12 protein-coding genes are annotated in these 15140 nt (G+C 71.5%); 5 read left to right on the top strand and 7 right to left on the bottom strand.

All coding sequences use genetic code 11. The features are described from left to right. Window positions 1–233: 233 nt before the first annotated feature. Window positions 234–1235 (top strand): glycosyltransferase family 2 protein, encoded by a 1002-nt coding sequence (locus tag UWG_RS0128760; protein ID WP_016910655.1) that lies wholly within the window; start codon window positions 234–236, stop codon window positions 1233–1235. A gap of 46 nt (window positions 1236–1281) precedes the next feature. Here the strand turns inward: UWG_RS0128760 and UWG_RS0128755 are convergent, their stop codons facing one another. From UWG_RS0128755 to UWG_RS0128740, 4 genes are all read right to left on the bottom strand, one after another. After that, on the bottom strand, window positions 1282–2946 hold the full coding sequence (locus tag UWG_RS0128755; protein WP_016910654.1) for an LCP family protein: 1665 nt from the start codon (window positions 2944–2946) through the stop codon (window positions 1282–1284). Between the two features lie 146 nt (window positions 2947–3092). Further along, on the bottom strand, window positions 3093–4844 hold the full coding sequence (locus UWG_RS0128750) for an LCP family protein (protein ID WP_029391862.1): 1752 nt from the start codon (window positions 4842–4844) through the stop codon (window positions 3093–3095). 124 nt (window positions 4845–4968) lie between these two features. Then, window positions 4969–6627, bottom strand: a complete 1659-nt coding sequence (locus tag UWG_RS0128745; RefSeq protein ID WP_016910652.1) for an LCP family protein — start codon at window positions 6625–6627, stop codon at window positions 4969–4971. Window positions 6628–6766: 139 nt separating this feature from the next. Further along, on the bottom strand, window positions 6767–7519 hold the full coding sequence (locus tag UWG_RS0128740; RefSeq protein ID WP_016910651.1) for a TIGR03089 family protein: 753 nt from the start codon (window positions 7517–7519) through the stop codon (window positions 6767–6769). Between the two features lie 126 nt (window positions 7520–7645). On the opposite strand from UWG_RS0128740, the gene UWG_RS0128735 reads away from it, so the two are divergent. The 3 genes from UWG_RS0128735 to UWG_RS0128725 all read left to right on the top strand — a co-directional run bounded on the left by UWG_RS0128735 (window position 7646) and on the right by UWG_RS0128725 (window position 11138). Beyond that, window positions 7646–8920: a peptidoglycan recognition protein family protein gene (locus UWG_RS0128735; RefSeq protein ID WP_016910650.1), complete on the top strand. Its 1275-nt coding sequence runs from the start codon at window positions 7646–7648 to the stop codon at window positions 8918–8920. 141 nt (window positions 8921–9061) lie between these two features. Beyond that, window positions 9062–10144: a mannose-1-phosphate guanylyltransferase gene (gene manB, locus UWG_RS0128730; RefSeq protein ID WP_016910649.1), complete on the top strand. Its 1083-nt coding sequence runs from the start codon at window positions 9062–9064 to the stop codon at window positions 10142–10144. Window positions 10145–10235: 91 nt separating this feature from the next. Next, on the top strand, window positions 10236–11138 hold the full coding sequence (locus tag UWG_RS0128725) for a DNA-3-methyladenine glycosylase family protein (protein ID WP_016910648.1): 903 nt from the start codon (window positions 10236–10238) through the stop codon (window positions 11136–11138). On the opposite strand, the gene UWG_RS0128720 is transcribed toward UWG_RS0128725, so the two are convergent. Genes UWG_RS0128720 through UWG_RS31290 form a run of 3 tightly spaced genes read right to left on the bottom strand, consistent with a single transcriptional unit; the run spans window position 11139 to window position 13967 of the window. Further along, entirely contained in the window at window positions 11139–12449 is a 1311-nt protein-coding gene (locus UWG_RS0128720; RefSeq protein WP_016910647.1) for a coenzyme F420-0:L-glutamate ligase, read from the bottom strand. Beyond that, the gene (gene cofD, locus UWG_RS0128715) at window positions 12446–13411 is read right to left on the bottom strand and encodes a 2-phospho-L-lactate transferase (RefSeq protein ID WP_016910646.1); all 966 of its coding nucleotides are present in this window, start codon (window positions 13409–13411) and stop codon (window positions 12446–12448) included. Before cofD ends, UWG_RS0128720 begins: the two co-directional genes overlap by 4 nt. 34 nt (window positions 13412–13445) lie before the next feature. Beyond that, window positions 13446–13967 (bottom strand): cysteine dioxygenase, encoded by a 522-nt coding sequence (locus UWG_RS31290; RefSeq protein WP_016910645.1) that lies wholly within the window; start codon window positions 13965–13967, stop codon window positions 13446–13448. An 827-nt stretch (window positions 13968–14794) separates the two neighbouring features. On the opposite strand from UWG_RS31290, the gene UWG_RS0128705 reads away from it, so the two are divergent. Next, complete coding sequence (locus UWG_RS0128705; protein WP_016910644.1) at window positions 14795–15058, top strand: WhiB family transcriptional regulator; 264 nt, start codon at window positions 14795–14797, stop codon at window positions 15056–15058. Window positions 15059–15140 lie beyond the last annotated feature (82 nt).

Raw genomic sequence — 15140 nt, 5'->3', positions numbered from 1 at the left:
GGGGCGGTGGCGGCCCGCCGGTCGCTGCGGGCCTCCGGCGGGTATACCAGCCGGAAGGCGGGCAACGGCGGTATTTCTGCCAAGGTATGGCGGTACGATCTCCGGCTCTGATGCACACGCCGCCCCCGCCGGTTCCGGGCACTCGGCTGGCGTGCGGGCCCGTCCCCCGATCGCGGTAACGTGGCGCCGTGACTCAACGTGCTGCCCGAGACCCCGAACTGCCCGCAGTCTCCGTGATCATGCCGGTCCTCAACGAGGAGCGGTACCTGCGTACCTCGGTCGAGAAGATCCTGGCGCAGGAGTACGCGGGCGAGCTGGAGATCGTGATCGCGCTCGGCCCGTCCCACGACCGCACCGACGAGATCGCCGCCGAGCTCGTCGCGGAGAACGCGGGCGGCAGCCGAAGCGTGGCGACCGTCCCCAACCCGACGGGGCGCACCCCGGCCGCCCTCAACGCGGCGATCGCGGCCTCGCGGCACCCCGTCGTGGTGCGCGTCGACGGCCACGGCATGCTCTCGCCCGGGTACATCGCCACCGCCGTGCGGCTGTTGGACGAGACCGGCGCGGCGAACGTGGGCGGGATCATGCACGCGGTCGGAGAGACCGACTGGGAGCGCGCCGTCGCCGCCGCGATGACGTCCAGGATCGGCGTCGGCAACGCCGCCTTCCACACGGGCGGCGAAGCCGGTGAGGCAGACACGGTCTATCTCGGCGTCTTCCGCCGGGAGGTGCTGGAGCAACAGGGCGGCTACAACGAGGAGTTCATCCGCGCGCAGGACTGGGAGCTGAACTACCGCATCCGCAGTGCGGGCGGCCTCGTCTGGTTCTCGCCCGAGCTGAAGGTCTCGTACGGCCCCCGTCCGAGCGTCCGCTCGCTCGCCACTCAGTACAAGAACTACGGCCGTTGGCGCCACGTCGTCACGCGCTACCACGCGGGCTCGATCAACCTGCGGTACCTCGCGCCGCCCGTCGCGCTTTGCGCCGTCGCCGCGGGGATCGTCGCGGGCGCGGCCCTGACGCCGTGGGCGCTGGTGGTGCCCGGCGGCTACCTCGCCGCGATAGTCGCCGGCTCGCTGCCCGCGGGCAAGGGGCTGCCGGCCGGCGCGCGGGTGCGCATCCCGCTGGCGCTGGCGACGATGCACATGTGCTGGGGCTGGGGGTTCCTCACCAGCCCGAAGAAGCTCGCCCGCAGGGTGATCGCCAGCCGCAGGGAGCCGGTCCGCGCCGAGGCGTGACGGCGGTCGGACGAAGGGGCGCCCGCACACCGGGCGCCCCTTTTCGTCAACCCGCCGCCCGGGTCACGTAGTTGGGGTTGACGTTCATGCACTGGTCCTCGTCGTCGCCCCGGAGCGCGTCGGCGCTGTCGGGGGCCTCCTGCTCCTTCTCATCGTCCCCGCCCTTGTCGTCGCCCGGCCGGGTGTCCTCCGGGTACGCGTTGCCCTCGCGCCAGTCGGTGCCGACGACGAGAGCGATCCCCTGGACTGCGGAGGAGTGCTTCACCAGGCGCTCGGGGATGCCGAGCGACTTCGCGACGCCGAGTGCGTTGCCCTTGTCGTCCTCCGTCGGGTAGCTGATCGTCGTGTCGGCCTGGGACTTGGGCGTCCGGTCGGCGACCGCCTGCGAGTAGCCCTTCCCCGTGAGGATCCCGGCGATCGCGCCGGCGCGGCCCGTGACCGGGGCCTGGAGCGCGGTGCCCGTGCCGTTCATCACCCGTACGGGGATGTCGGCCTTGGGCGAGGACGAGGGGGTCGGGTCGGGTGAGGCGGTCGCTGCGGGCTTCTTCTTGCCGTCCTTCTTGTCCTTGCCGTCAAGCGCGACGTCGTTGCGGACGAGGGAGAAGACGCGGTCCGCGTCGCCCGGCTTGGGGAGCACATAGCCGTTGGGCCCGTACTTCCACGGCATCGTCGCCATGGTGATCCGCTTGGTGGGGACGCGCTTGAGGTCGTTGCCGAGGTCGTAGAGCTTCTTGACGGAGCCGAGGCCGTCGTCGACCGTGAGCGCCTCCGTCGCCGCCTCGGCGAGCGCGCGCAGCTTGCCGGGGTCGGTGAGCTTCGTGCCGGCCTTGAGCTGCCGCACCATCGCGCTCATGTACATGTGCTGGGCCTTCGCCCGCCCTATGTCGGTGCCGTCGCCGAAGCCGTGGCGGGTGCGCAGCCAGCTCAGCGCCTGCTCGCCCTTGATCGTCGAATTGCCCTTGCTGAGGCGGAGCTTGGACTGCGGGTCGTGGACGTTGTTGTCGACGCAGACGGGGACGCCGCCCACCGCGTCGGCCATCGAGACGACGCCGGAGAAGTCGATCATCATGAAGTGGTCGATCGGTACGCCGGTGAGCTCTTCCCAGGTCGCGACGGTGCAGCCCGGGCCGCCGTGCTGGAGGCTGGTGTTGATCTTGTCGGTCGTCTCCTGGAAGACGTCGTCGTTCTTCGGGTCGGTGCACCTGGGGATCGTCGCCTTGGTGTCCCGCGGTATCGAGACCACCGACATGTTGCTGCGGTCGGCCGAGACGTGCACCAGCATCTGGACGTCGGCGAGCGGCGGCCGGTCGCGGTCGCCCTTGGAGCCGCCGAGCTCGACGTTCTCGTCCGACTCGCGCGAGTCGGAGCCGAGCAGAAGGATGTTGAGCGGCGTCTGCCCCGCGGCGTTGGGGTTGGAGCGGTCGAGCTTGTTGTCCCCGAGGTTGAGCGAGTCCTTGCCCAGGTTGCCGTTGAGGTGCTGGTAGTAGAGGTAGCCCGCGCCTGCGGTGCCGAGTATCAGTACGGCGAGGACGAGGACGAACCAGCGGAGGAACCGCCGCTTCTTCTTCGGCGGTTCCTCGCCCGTGCCGTCGTGGTGGCCCACGCCGTACGGGTCGTCGGTGTCGGGCGGTGCGGTGCCGGTGGCCGAGCCGCCGGCGTTCCCCCGGGCGGCCCGTGCCTCCCCCCGTGACTGGTCATGGTCCGGGTACATGGAGTCGTCCCATCCCCGTTCCGCGGCTGTCGGCGCCGGTCTGGGCGCACGCCTGCCGGGGACGCCTTTCTGCTGCACGGGACCTCCGTGTCGTATCCGGTTGTGCCGACCCGGGCGGCTTGGTCAGGGCGCCCGGGCGTCGTGCCTTACTTTGCACAGATGTCCTTGTCGTCCGCGTTCACCCGCTGCACGCCGTCCGGCGCCTTGTCGGGGGCGGAGACGGGCTCGCCGGGGGCGGTGAAGTCCCGGCCCAGGGTGAGTTGGACGCCGTCGCCGCCGTCGCCCGCGACCTCCTTCATCGCCGACTTCGGCAGTTTCAGCATTTTCACCAACGCGGCTGCCTCGCCCTCGAGTTCGGGTGCGTGCTCGATGCGGGTCTTGGCGACCTGCTTCGGCGCGTTGCCGCCGTTCTCGGCGCGGGCCACGCCCTGCTCGTTGAGGAGCCACACCGCCGTGCGCTGCGCGGAGCCCGCGGGGCCGCCGCCGTTGGTCACGCTGACGTTCACCTCGGACGGAGGAGAGGGCTTCGCCTTGTCGCTGCCGGCCTCCTCCTGCTTCTTCTTCTTGTTCTTCGTCAGCGACTTGTCGTCGCGGACCATCTTGAAGAGCGGCTTCGCCTTCTGCTCGTCGAGTATGACGGTCGCCGGGTCCTCCGGGTTGTCGAGGACCGGGACCGTGGCGAAGGTGATGTTGCTGGTGTTGACGCGCTTCAAGTCCTGTGCGAGGTCGGTGAGTTTCTTGACGCTGCCGATCCCGGTGTCGACGGTGAGCGCCTTGGTCGCGGCGTTGCCGAGCTTGTAGAGCTTCGACGGGTCGGTGAGCGTGTCACCGGACTTGATCTTGCGGATCATCGAACTGAGGAACTGCTGCTGGAGTTCGATGCGGCTCAGGTCGCTGCCGAAGCCGACGGTGTGCCTCGTCCGCACGAACGCCAGCGCCTGCTCGCCCTCGACGGTATGCTTCCCCGCCTTCAACTTCAGGTGCGACTTGGGGTCGTCGATGTCCTTGGCGGCGCAGACCTCGACGCCGCCGACCGCCGTCGACAGCTCCTTGACGGCGTTGAAGTCGGCCATCATGAAGTGGTTGATCTTCACGCCGGTGAGCTTCTCCACCGTCCGCCAGGTGCAGCCGGGATCCCTCTCGCTCTGCCCGAGGCTGGTGTTGAAGCGGACGTCCTGCTGGCCCGGGACGTTCTTGGTCGAGCCGTCCTCCTGCTTCGTCGGGCAGTCGGGGATGTCCGTGATGATGTCGCGCGGGATGGAGAGCGCCGTCGCGTTGGAGCGGTCCTCGGAGACGTGGAAGAGGAAGGTGGTGTCCGCGTGGCCGACGCTTCCGTTGTCGCCGTAGCCGGTGTTCCCCTTGCCCGAGCGGGCGTCGGTCCCGATGACGAGGATGTTGACCGGGCCGTCCGTGACGGCGGCGTTGTCTATCCCGACGTCGACCTTGTTGATGTTCCCGTTGAACTGCTCGTAGAGGTAATAGCCTCCTGCGCAGCCGACGACGACGAGCACCCCGACGGAACCCGCCGTCCAGCGCAGCGCTTTCTGCTTGCCGCTCAGCCCCGCTTTCCGTTTCCGACGTCCGCGCCCTCCCGAGCGGTGGCTGCTCGCACCGTCCGAACTGCTGCGCTGCGCCGGTACTTTGGCGTCCTCACCACCGGAATCCCGGGAACTTCCCTGCGGATCGCGGCCCTGTTCGGAACGCGGCTCGGTGGGTGAGGACGCGGAGCGGCGCGGATTTCTGCGGCCCGGCCCGGAAGAGCCACCGTCACCGTACGAATGCGGAGAGTCGTCGGCTACGGGATTCAGGCGCAGTTGGTAGCTGCCGGTGTTCGGGTCGAACACCCACTGATCCGCGGGGTCGATATCCCCCGCCTGCCCACGGCCTTGCGCGTCCACGATTGCGTAAGTCCTCCATTTACCGGCTGCTGTTGCCGCTCCGGGCCAGACCGGAGCGTTCACACTATCCGGCGGGTTCGGCGGCGAGCGACGCTCGTGACACATTCCACTGGCGCGGAAACGGTCAATTCGCCTCATTCACCGCGTCATTCGCCGAGCAGACGTCGTGCGCTGCGGTCGTGCCACGGTACGACGGCCCCTCGGCCTCCTCACTGTCCCCGTCACCTCCCTCGTGCTGCGGAGAGCCCGCAGGATCAGGGGTTCCAGCGGGATCGCCCGGCCTCCGCACCGTCGAATCCTTCGCTGAATCTCCTCCGTTTCCTTGCGCGTTCCCCGTCTCCGAAGAGTCGGAGCGCGCAGGGGGCTCGGAGAGTTCCGACGGATCCAACGAAGCCGGCGGTTCCGATGACTCCTCGCCTTCTTCCTTTCCGCCCTCCGACTCCCCTGTCACCCGCACCGGTTGGTCCTCGTCGAGCTGTGCGAAGAGGCGGTCGGCAGCGGGCCGCGAGAGTTCGTCGCGGTTGGGGTCGGGCCCGTACGGTTGCCGGGGCACCGTCAGGAACCGGACCTCGGAGGCGGGTAGGGACTGCACGTCGCGGGCGAGGCCGTAGAGGTCCCCGAGTGAGTCGAGGCCGTCGTCCGCTGTGAGGGACGAGGTCGCGGCGTCGAGGAGCGGATAGAGGCGCGTCGGGTTGAGCAGCACCTCGCTGCTGCGGATCTTCTTCACCAGCGAGCCGAGGAAGACCTGTTGGCGCGCCATCCGCTCGGTGTCGCTGCCGTCGCCGATGCCGTGGCGGGCGCGTACGTAGCCGAGCGCGTCCTCCCCTTCGAGGGTCTGCCGCCCTTCCGGGAGGTCGAGCCGTGCGTCGGTGTCGTGCACCGGTTCCGCGAGGCAGATCTCGACACCGCCCACGGCGTCCACCAGGCCCTTGAACCCCTGGAAGTCGACGACGGCGTGGTGGTCGACGCGCATGCCGGTGAGCTTCTCGACGGTGCGGATCGTGCAGGCCGGGCCGCCGTACTGGAACGCCCAGTTGAACTGCGCGAACTGCGCCCGCGTCGCGGAGCCGTCGGGGCCCGTGCAGGCCGGGATGTCGACCACGAGGTCGCGCGGGAGCGAGACGCCCGTCGCGCTCTTCCGGTCGCCGGCTATGTGGAGCAGGATCGTGGTGTCGGCGCGCGCGGCGCCCTCGTCCCTGCCGTAGTCGCCGTTGTCGCCGGCGCGACTGTCACTGCCGAGGAGGAGGATGTTCAGCGCGGGCCCCGGTCGGGGCTCCGGGCGCTCCTCCTCGTGCTCGGCGAGCTCCCGTGCGGTGTCCGTGTCGGTGCGGATGTTGCCGTCGAGCCGGCGGTAGAAGGTCCAGCCGGTGGCGGCAGCGGCGAGCAGCAGGAGCGAGAGGCCGATGGCGGTGCGACGCAGCCAGCGGCGGCGCTTCGGGGGCGGCTCGGCCTGGTTCTGCGCGCCGTCGGGCGGGTGTTCCTCGTCGGCCGTGGCGGGTGGACTCGCATGTCGTGGGAGGGAGTTGGCGTCGGGCGCCGGTTCGGACTCCGGTGGCTCGGGCTCCGGGGAGTCGGGTTCCGGTTCGTCGGCGGGAGGTGCGTCCTCCGCTTCCGGGGCCGCGGACTCCTCGCCCGGGACGTCGTCCCGCTCCTTACCCTCGGCGCCCGTCGGCTGCCCGTCCCCGGCCGCGACTCCGCCGTCCTCGGCGGTGTCTGCCGAGGACGGGGCGACTCCCGGTATGTCGCCGGGTGTTGCGGCGTCGTGCGGGCCGGGTTCGGTCACGTCTGATGCTTCCTCACGTCGCGGCGCGGGGGGGGCGTACACGCCGTCGTGCGCGCCGGTTAAGTACGCAGACGCGCCTGACCCGTCGAGGGTTGTACGTGAGGTTGATCTTGGCTGCGGTATGACCCCCCGCCCACCGTCAGACGGTGACCGAGGTCCGCTCGCTCTCCTGCCGTGCCGCCAGTGCCTCGGTGTCGAGAAGGTCGACCCGCGGGCAGAGCACCACGGAGGCCCCGGCGGCGAGCGGCGCGTAGAGCCCGGCCGACAACCCGGGCCATCCGCCGTACGAACCCGAGGTGAGCACCCGCGAACCCGGGCCGAGCGCCAGCTCCTCCGCGTCGGCGACGGCCCGCTGCACCACCTGGCCGCCGGTGAACTCCTCGCCGTCGGCGAGTACGAGCGCCGCTGCGCCGGGCGCGACGGGCGCGTGCCGTGCGTACGCGTCGGGCTGGCTCGGCGCCTCCACCGCGTAGTCGAGGAAGCCGGACGGCTGCTCGGCGAACCGCGCGCCGAGCGGGCGCAGGCTCAGCGCCACGCGCTCACCGCGGCAGGCGCGCGCCTCCTCCAGCGTCTCCGGGCCGCTGACGACGAGGTCGGCGCGCGCCGGGTCTCCTCCCACCTGCGCGACGACGCCCGTCGCCGCGCAGGCGAGCAGCCAGACGGCGGTCTGCCAGTGCGTCGGCAGCAGGACGGCGAGACGGTCGCCGGGCTCGGCCGAGAGCTCCGACTCCAGCAGGTTCGCCGTCTTGGCCACCCAATTGGCGAGGGTCGTCGCGGAGAGCTCGACGCGCTCGCCCGTGGCGTCGTCGTAGTAGGTCATCAGCGGCCCTGACGGGTCCGTCGAAAGGGCGGTGCGCAGCAGGTCGTCCGGGGTGCGTTCGATGGCGTTCATCGGAGCAAGGGTACGGAAGCGCGCGGCCGCCGGAGTGCCAGGGAGCTGTACCGGACGACTCCTCCGACCGATGGCCCGTCAAGTGACGAATAGACACTTCTGTGTACATATGCCCAAGATCGCTCTATGCGTGCACCTCTGTCTTCTCTCAGCGCCGTAGGCGCAGCAGCCCTCCTGCTCCCCCTCCTCCCCGCGGCCACCGCTGCCGCCGTACCCGACCCGGGCCCGCAGGACGCGCCGCGAGGCAAGCCGGCCGGCGCCACCAGGTCGCTCCCCCTCTCGCCCGACCGGGGCAGGGGCGCGGAGCGCGGCGCGAGCGGCCTCCCCGCGCGGACGGTCGAGCCGTTCTCGCTCGTCGGGGTCGTCTGGGACGACGCGGACGAGCCGCTCGCCGGACGCGTACAGGTCCGCACCCGTGCCGTCGACGACGGCGCCTGGAGCGGCTGGCGCACCCTCGACGTCCACCCCGGCGCCTCGCCCGACGAACGCGCGGGGGAGCGCACGACCGGTCAACTCCCGGGCGCCACCGCACCGTTGTGGACGGGCCCGGCGGACGGCGTGCAGGTGAGAGTCGTCCCCGAAGGGCCGTCGCCGCGCACCGGCGGAGGCACGGCGCCGGCCCGGCCCGGACTCCCCGACGGCCTCCGCGTCGAGCTGGTCGACCCGGGCCGCTCGGACGAGGCAGAAGAGGGCCGCACCGCCGAGGGGCGCGGCCCGGCCGAACCCCGCACCGACGACACCTTCCTGCCCGCGCTCAGCAGCGAGCAGACCCAGGCCGAGTACCCGGACGGCGGCGGGCACGCGGGCCCGCGCCCGCGGATCACGACACGGAAGGGATGGGGCGCGGACGAGCGGCTCAGGGAACCCGATGCGGCCTTCACCGGGGCGACGAAAGCCGCCTTCGTCCACCACACCGTGACGGGCAACGGGTACGCGTGCAGCCAGGTGCCGTCGATCCTCCGAAGCATCTACCGCTACCACGTGAAGAGCCTCGAGTGGCGCGACGTCGGCTACAACTTCTTCGTCGACAAGTGCGGAAACATCTACGAGGGCCGTGCCGGCGGTGTGGCCAAGCCCGTGATGGGCGCCCACACTTACGGCTTCAACACCGACACGACGGGTGTCGCCGTCCTCGGCACCTACACCAGCGACCGACCGTCGCCGGAGGCCGTCGGCGCCCTCGCCCGGCTGACGGCGTGGAAGCTCGGCATCAACGGCGTCCATGCGGGCGGCACGACGACTCTGGTGTCCGAGGGAGAGAAGTACCCGCAGGGGGAGAAGGTCAAGTTCCGTACGGTCTCGGGTCATCGGGACGGGTACAACACCGAGTGCCCGGGGGCGAAGCTCTACGCAAAGCTAGGAGACGTGCGCACCGCGGCAGCGAAGTTGCAGCGCCGCTGACTCCGCTGGTGAACTGCCGGGGCCCGACGGCCGGATCCCGCGCGGAACCGGCGGTCCGAAGGCCCGCGCCGGCGTGCGCGGGGATGCATACACTGGCCGCCGGCCGTCAGGCCAGGCCCCGGCAGGAAGCGGAGACGACAGGTGACGGAAGCGATCCTTCTTGTCGGAGGCAAAGGAACCCGGCTGCGTCCGCTGACCGTGAACACCCCCAAGCCGATGGTCCCGGCCGCCGGTGTGCCGTTCCTCACCCACCAGTTGGCGCGCGCCCGTGCGGCCGGCGTCGACCACGTGGTGATGGCTACCTCCTATCTCGCGGAGGTCTTCGAGCCGTACTTCGGCGACGGCTCCCACCTCGGCCTCCACCTCGAGTACGTCACCGAGCGAGAGCCCCTCGGCACCGGCGGCGCGATCCGCAACGTGGCCGACCGCCTCCACTCGGCGCCCGACGAGCCCGTCCTCATCTTCAACGGCGACATACTTACGGGCGTCGACATCCGCAGCCTCGTCGAGGAGCACACCGGCTCGGGCGCCGACGTCACCCTCCACCTCACCCGGGTCACCGACCCCCGCGCCTTCGGCCTCGTGCCGACCGACGCCGACGGACGGGTCACGGCGTTCCTCGAGAAGCCGCAGACGCCGGAAGAGATCGTCACCGACCAGATCAACGCCGGCGCCTACGTCTTCAACCGCTCGGTGATCGACACCATCCCGCTCGGCCGACCCGTCTCCGTCGAGCGCGAGACCTTCCCCGGCCTCCTCGACGCCGGCGCCCACCTCCACGGACTCGTCGACTCCACCTACTGGCTCGACCTCGGCACCCCGCAGGCGTTCGTCCGCGGCTCCGCCGACCTCGTACTCGGCCGGGCCCCCTCGCCCGCCGTCCCCGGGCGGTGCGGCGAGCGGCTGATCCTGGAGACGGCCGAGGTCGCGGGGGACGCCAAGCTGACGGGCGGTACCGTCGCCGGCGCGCGCTCCGCGATCGGCGCCGGCGCACGGATCGAGGGCAGCACCCTCCTCGACGGCGTCCGCATCGCCCCCGGCGCGCGGATCCGCGACTCGCTCGTCGGCGCCGGCGCCTCGATCGGGGCGCACACCGTGCTCGACGGCGCCGTGGTCGGCGACGGTGCCGTGATCGGCGAGGGGAACGAACTGCGCAGCGGCATCCGCGTCTGGTGCGATGCGCGGATCCCGGCCGGCGCCGTGCGCTTCTCCTCCGACCAGTAGGCCGGGGCGAGTCGGCGCCGGAGCTTCGTCCGCTTCCGGCCGGTACGCCCCCGTCGGTCCTGGTGTCAGTGGGTCCGCCTACGCTTTTCCCGTGCACCTCACCCGTACCTGGACGCCACCCGGCGCCTACGACCTGCCGGGCAGCCTCGCCGTGCTCGCGCGCGGCCCGTACGACCCGACCTTCCAGGTGCACGCCGGCTCCGTCTGGCGCACCACCCGCCTGCGGAGCGGCCCGGCCACCCTGCGGCTCACCCCTGCTTCGGGCCGGGTGCGCGCCGAGGCGTGGGGCGCCGGCGCGCAGGAGGTGCTCGACGGGCTGCCCGCGCTGCTCGGCGAGGGAGACGCGCCCGAGGAGTTCGTGCCGCGCCACCGCGTCGTCGCCGAGTCGCACCGCAGGCACCCCGGTCTCCGGCTGACGCGTACGGGCCGTGTCCTGGAGTCGCTCGTCCCCGCGATACTGGAGCAGAAGATCACCTCGATCGAGGCGTACCGCTCCTGGCGGCACCTCGTCCGCAAGTTCGGCGAGCCGGCGCCCGGACCGCACCCCTCGCTCCACGTCGTCCCCGAGCCGCGCACCTGGGTGCGCATCCCCTCCTGGGAGTGGCACCGCGCCAACGTCGACAGCAAGCGCTCCGACGCCATCGTCCGTGCGGCACAACGGAGTTCACGGATGGAGGAGGCCGCCGCGATGGCGCTGCCCGAGGCCCTCGCCAGGCTCCAGGCGATCCCCGGCGTCGGCCCGTGGACGGCCGCCGAAGCCCTCCAGCGCAGCAACGGCGCCGCCGACGCGGTCACCGTCGGCGACCTCCACCTCCCCCGCACCGTCGGCTACGCCCTCACCGGCGAGCGGAACACCGACGACGCCGGCATGCTCGCCCTGCTCGAGCCCTACCGCGGCCAACGCCACCGCGCGGCCCGCCTCCTCACCCTCACCGGGCTCCACCCACCTCGCCGACGGCCCCGCCGGCAGCCGGGCGACATCACCCGCCTGTGATCAGCGCACGACGGTGAACTCCCCACCGTCGCGCGGCGGTCGGGGCCGCGGCTCGCCCGCCGGGCGGCCGACGGCGACGGCGCCCATCGGGTCCCACTCCGCCGGCAGCCGCAGCACCTCGCGCACGACGTCGCGGCAGAACATCGTCGAGGAGACCCACGCCGAGCCGAGCTGCTCCGCCGCGAGGGCGACGAGGAAGTTCTGGATGCCGGCGCCCACGGCGACGGTGAACATCTCCCGCTCGGCCGCTGACCTGCGTGCGTCGGGATAGTCGTGCGCGCCCTCGGCGACGAGGCACGGCACCACCAGATACGGCGCGTTCCGCAGCACGTCGCCCCGGCGCACGCGGCGCGCGATCGACTCCTCGCTCTTCCCGTCGGCGCGCAGGTCCGCGATCCACGCCTCCTGCATCGCGTCGAGCAGCAGGGTCCGCGTCTCGGCCGTCTCCAGCAGGACGAACCGCCACGGCGTCGTGTGATGCGGCGCGGGCGCGGTGACGGCTGCGTCGACGGCGCGGCGCACCGAGCCCGGGTCCACCTCGCGCCCGTCGAACTCGCGCACGGTGCGGCGCATCGCGACGGCCTCGCGCACGGCTTCCGAAGTCCCCAGCCGGAACATGTCGTCGGCCGCCTCGCGCACCAACTGCCGTGCGGAGCCTTCCTCTTCACCGCCGACGTGCCGGCCGAGCCCGCGCACCACGGCGACGGGGAGGCCGTTCGCCTTCCCCTTCACCAGCTCGCCGGCCGCGGCGAGTTCGTCGCCCACGGCGGTGACGGTGACGCCCAGCGGGTTGCCGTGCGTGTCGGCCCCGCCGCGCAGGTCCTCCAGGACCTGCACGCCGGCCGCGCCCACGGCCACGTCGGTCTGGCCCTCCCGCCACGGGCGTCCGAAGGTGTCGGTGACGACGACGCCCACGTCGACCCCGAGCGCCTCGCGCAGCCCCTCCCTGAGCCGCCGCGCCGAGGCGTCCGGGTCCTCGGGGAGCAACAGCACCGTGCCCTTCGGGGTGTTGGAGGCGTCGACACCGGCAGCGGCCATCACGAACCCGTGCCGCGACTCCACGATGCGCGCGGGCCCGCGCCGTGCGACGAGCCGCACGCTCTCCGCCTCGATCGCGGCCTCGCGGTCGTCGGCTCGGAGCACCCGGCCCTCGGCCTTGCTGACGATCTTCGACGTGACGACGAGCACGTCGCCGTCGACGAGCCCCCCGCCCCCGGCCGCCTCCGCGACCAGCGCCACCAGGTCGTCGCCCGGGCTCACTTCGGGGATGCCGGGCAGCGCCCAGACGCGGTAGCCGGCTGCCTCCGTCATGCCGACACCTCCTCGGCGAGCGCCAGCGCCTCGCGTGCCATCGCCGCGGTCGCCTCGTCGTCGGTCATCATCAGCGGCACGGCGCGGCAGCGGATGCCGGCCTCCTCGACCTCGTCCACGGCGGACGCGTCGGCCGTGTCGACGAGCCAGCCGTCGAGCATCCCGGAACCGTAGTGCCTGGCGACGGCCGCGGCCGTCGTCTCGACGCCGACCGCGGCGAGGACCTTGTCCGCCATGCCGCGCACGGGCGCGCCCCCGACGATCGGCGACAGCCCGACCACCGGGACCCCCGCCTCGGCGATCGCCTCCCTTATCCCGGGGACGGCGAGGATGGTCCCGACGCTCACCACGGGGTTCGACGGCGGGAAGAGCACCACGTCGGCGTGGGCCACCGCGTCGAGCACACCGGGCGCCGGCTTCGCCGACTCGGCGCCGACGGGGACGACGGCGTGCGCGTCGGCACCGGCGCGCATCCGCACCCAGTACTCCTGGAAGTGCACGGCCTTGCGGCCCTCGCCCTCCGGATCGTCGACGAGCACATGGGTCTCGACCCTGTCGTCGGTCATCGGCAGCAGCCGGACGCCCGGCTCCCACCTGCTGCACAGGGCCTGCGTGACGTCGCTGAGCGGGTACCCGGCGGAGATCATCTGAGTGCGCACGATGTGTGTCGCGAAGTCCCGGTCCCCGAGCCCGAACCACTGCGGGCCGACGCCGTACGCGCCCAACTCCTCCTTCACCGCGAAGGTTTCGCCGGTTCGGCCCCAGCCCTGTTCCTCGTTGATGCCGCCGCCGAGGGTGTACATCACGGTGTCGAGGTCGGGGCAGACCTTGAGTCCGAAGAGGTGGATGTCGTCGCCGGTGTTGCCGACGACGGTGATCTCCGCTTCCGGCGCGGCGACCTTGAGGCCCCGCAGGAAGCGGGCACCGCCGATGCCCCCGGCCAGTACCACGATGCGCTGCATGCGCCCCAGTCTTGCAGCCCGAGCGGCTCCCCGGTCAGGCGCCCGTCGGGAGCCGTGCGGGCTCGGCGCGGCCCGGCGCGGAGGAGCAGCGCATCCGCATACCGGTGAGTGCCGGATAGTAGACGTGTGCGCTGACGGCGGGCGTCAGCGCGCTGTTGACCACGTCGTGCACGTATCCGGGGGCGAACGCGCGGAGCGTGCCGGGCCGCAGCACGCGGCTCTCCTCGCCTCCGTCGCCGCGGCGCACCGAGCGCTCGGTGAGTTCGCCCTCGAGCACGGTGCAGAGCCCGCGGGAAACGCCGTGGTCGTGCCGCCCGCTGCCCTGCCCGGGCAGCCAACTCGACAGCCACAGCTCGTATCCCGGTCTTTGGTCGAGCCGGTGGTACCAGCGCAGCGTCGCGTCGTAGCGGACGAGCGGACGCCAGCGCTCCGGCTCGTCGGCGAGCGTGCGCACCAGCGCGGCGAACGCGGAGAGCGTCGCCGGGTGCTTCGGAGGAGCAGGCAGCAGGTGCGGGAGTGCCAGGGCGTCGCCCGCGATTTCGACGTCGTTGTTCACGTGGGGTGCCTTCGGGAAGGTGTGGGCGCGCCGCTCGGGGGCTCGGGTACCCGTCAGCGGTCGCCACGGCGCGCGCGGACCCGTCGCACCGGTGGCGAACACGCGGGCGCACTAGGACGACTGGCGCGCTGCGCGGCGAACACCACGGCGCGAAAAGGGAGTTGAACGGGCGCGGTCGACTGTGCGGAGGTCAGAGCACCGGACAGGACCGCGGGCTACAGCGACAGGAACAGCTCTCCACCGCGTCCGGCCGGGCGCCGAAGGGCCGGCGGGCATGCGCCGGGTGGAGTGGACGGGTCGCTGGCATGCGGACAAGGAGAGCCCTCAACTCCCTTGCCTGTCAACAGGATGTCCCCTTTGGGGCTAATGATTCACTGCATCCGGTTGCGACCACCAGTGAAAGGTTTGTTCCTCCATCGCCGGTGAAATGGGCCAGCAGTCACTCGGCGAAACGTCGTTGCCATTCCGTGATCCCACCGTGATCAGGGTCGGTTCGACGGGCGCCGCGTGGCGCGATCGGGAAGTGCGGAACGCGTGGTTCTGTGAGGCTTGAAGCAGTTCGAATGAGATTCGACTGAGTTCAACATGGACCGGATTGCGACCTTGTCGGTCGTTAGGCGCGCATCTTTGAGTGATTTGTACACTTACTCAGCCGCCTTGGTTCCGCAGAGTGAATAACGGGCCCAATAGCAGATCTCGGCTTGACTGGCCCGGATGGCCACACTTGTAATCTCACCCGTGTTGTTCGTGACCCGGGGCGCCGGATAGGGCGTCGATCGGTAACGGCAGCATCACGGGGACGCAAAGGACAGACGAGGGGCGCGCGAATGACCGAGCTGTTCCAGCAACTGCTGGTCGAAGAGGCGGACGAAGAGCTCGGCTGGCAGGAGCGCGCGTTGTGCGCGCAGACCGACCCGGAATCGTTCTTCCCGGAGAAGGGCGGCTCTACTCGCGAGGCGAAGAAGGTCTGCCTCGCATGCGAAGTCCGGTCCGAGTGCCTGGAGTACGCACTCGCCAACGACGAACGGTTCGGCATCTGGGGCGGCCTGTCGGAACGTGAACGACGCCGCTTGAAGAAGGCCGCGATCTGATTGGTGCCTTCCGTTCCTGACGGAAGGCGCTTTGGTTTCCCGCTCGTTCGTGTGTGTCGACGAGTGGTACGTGCCGAGGGGC

This window comes from Streptomyces xiaopingdaonensis (assembly GCF_000262345.1).
GTDB lineage: Bacteria > Actinomycetota > Actinomycetes > Streptomycetales > Streptomycetaceae > Streptomyces > Streptomyces xiaopingdaonensis.
This window is presented reverse-complemented; position numbering and strand designations above follow the sequence as displayed.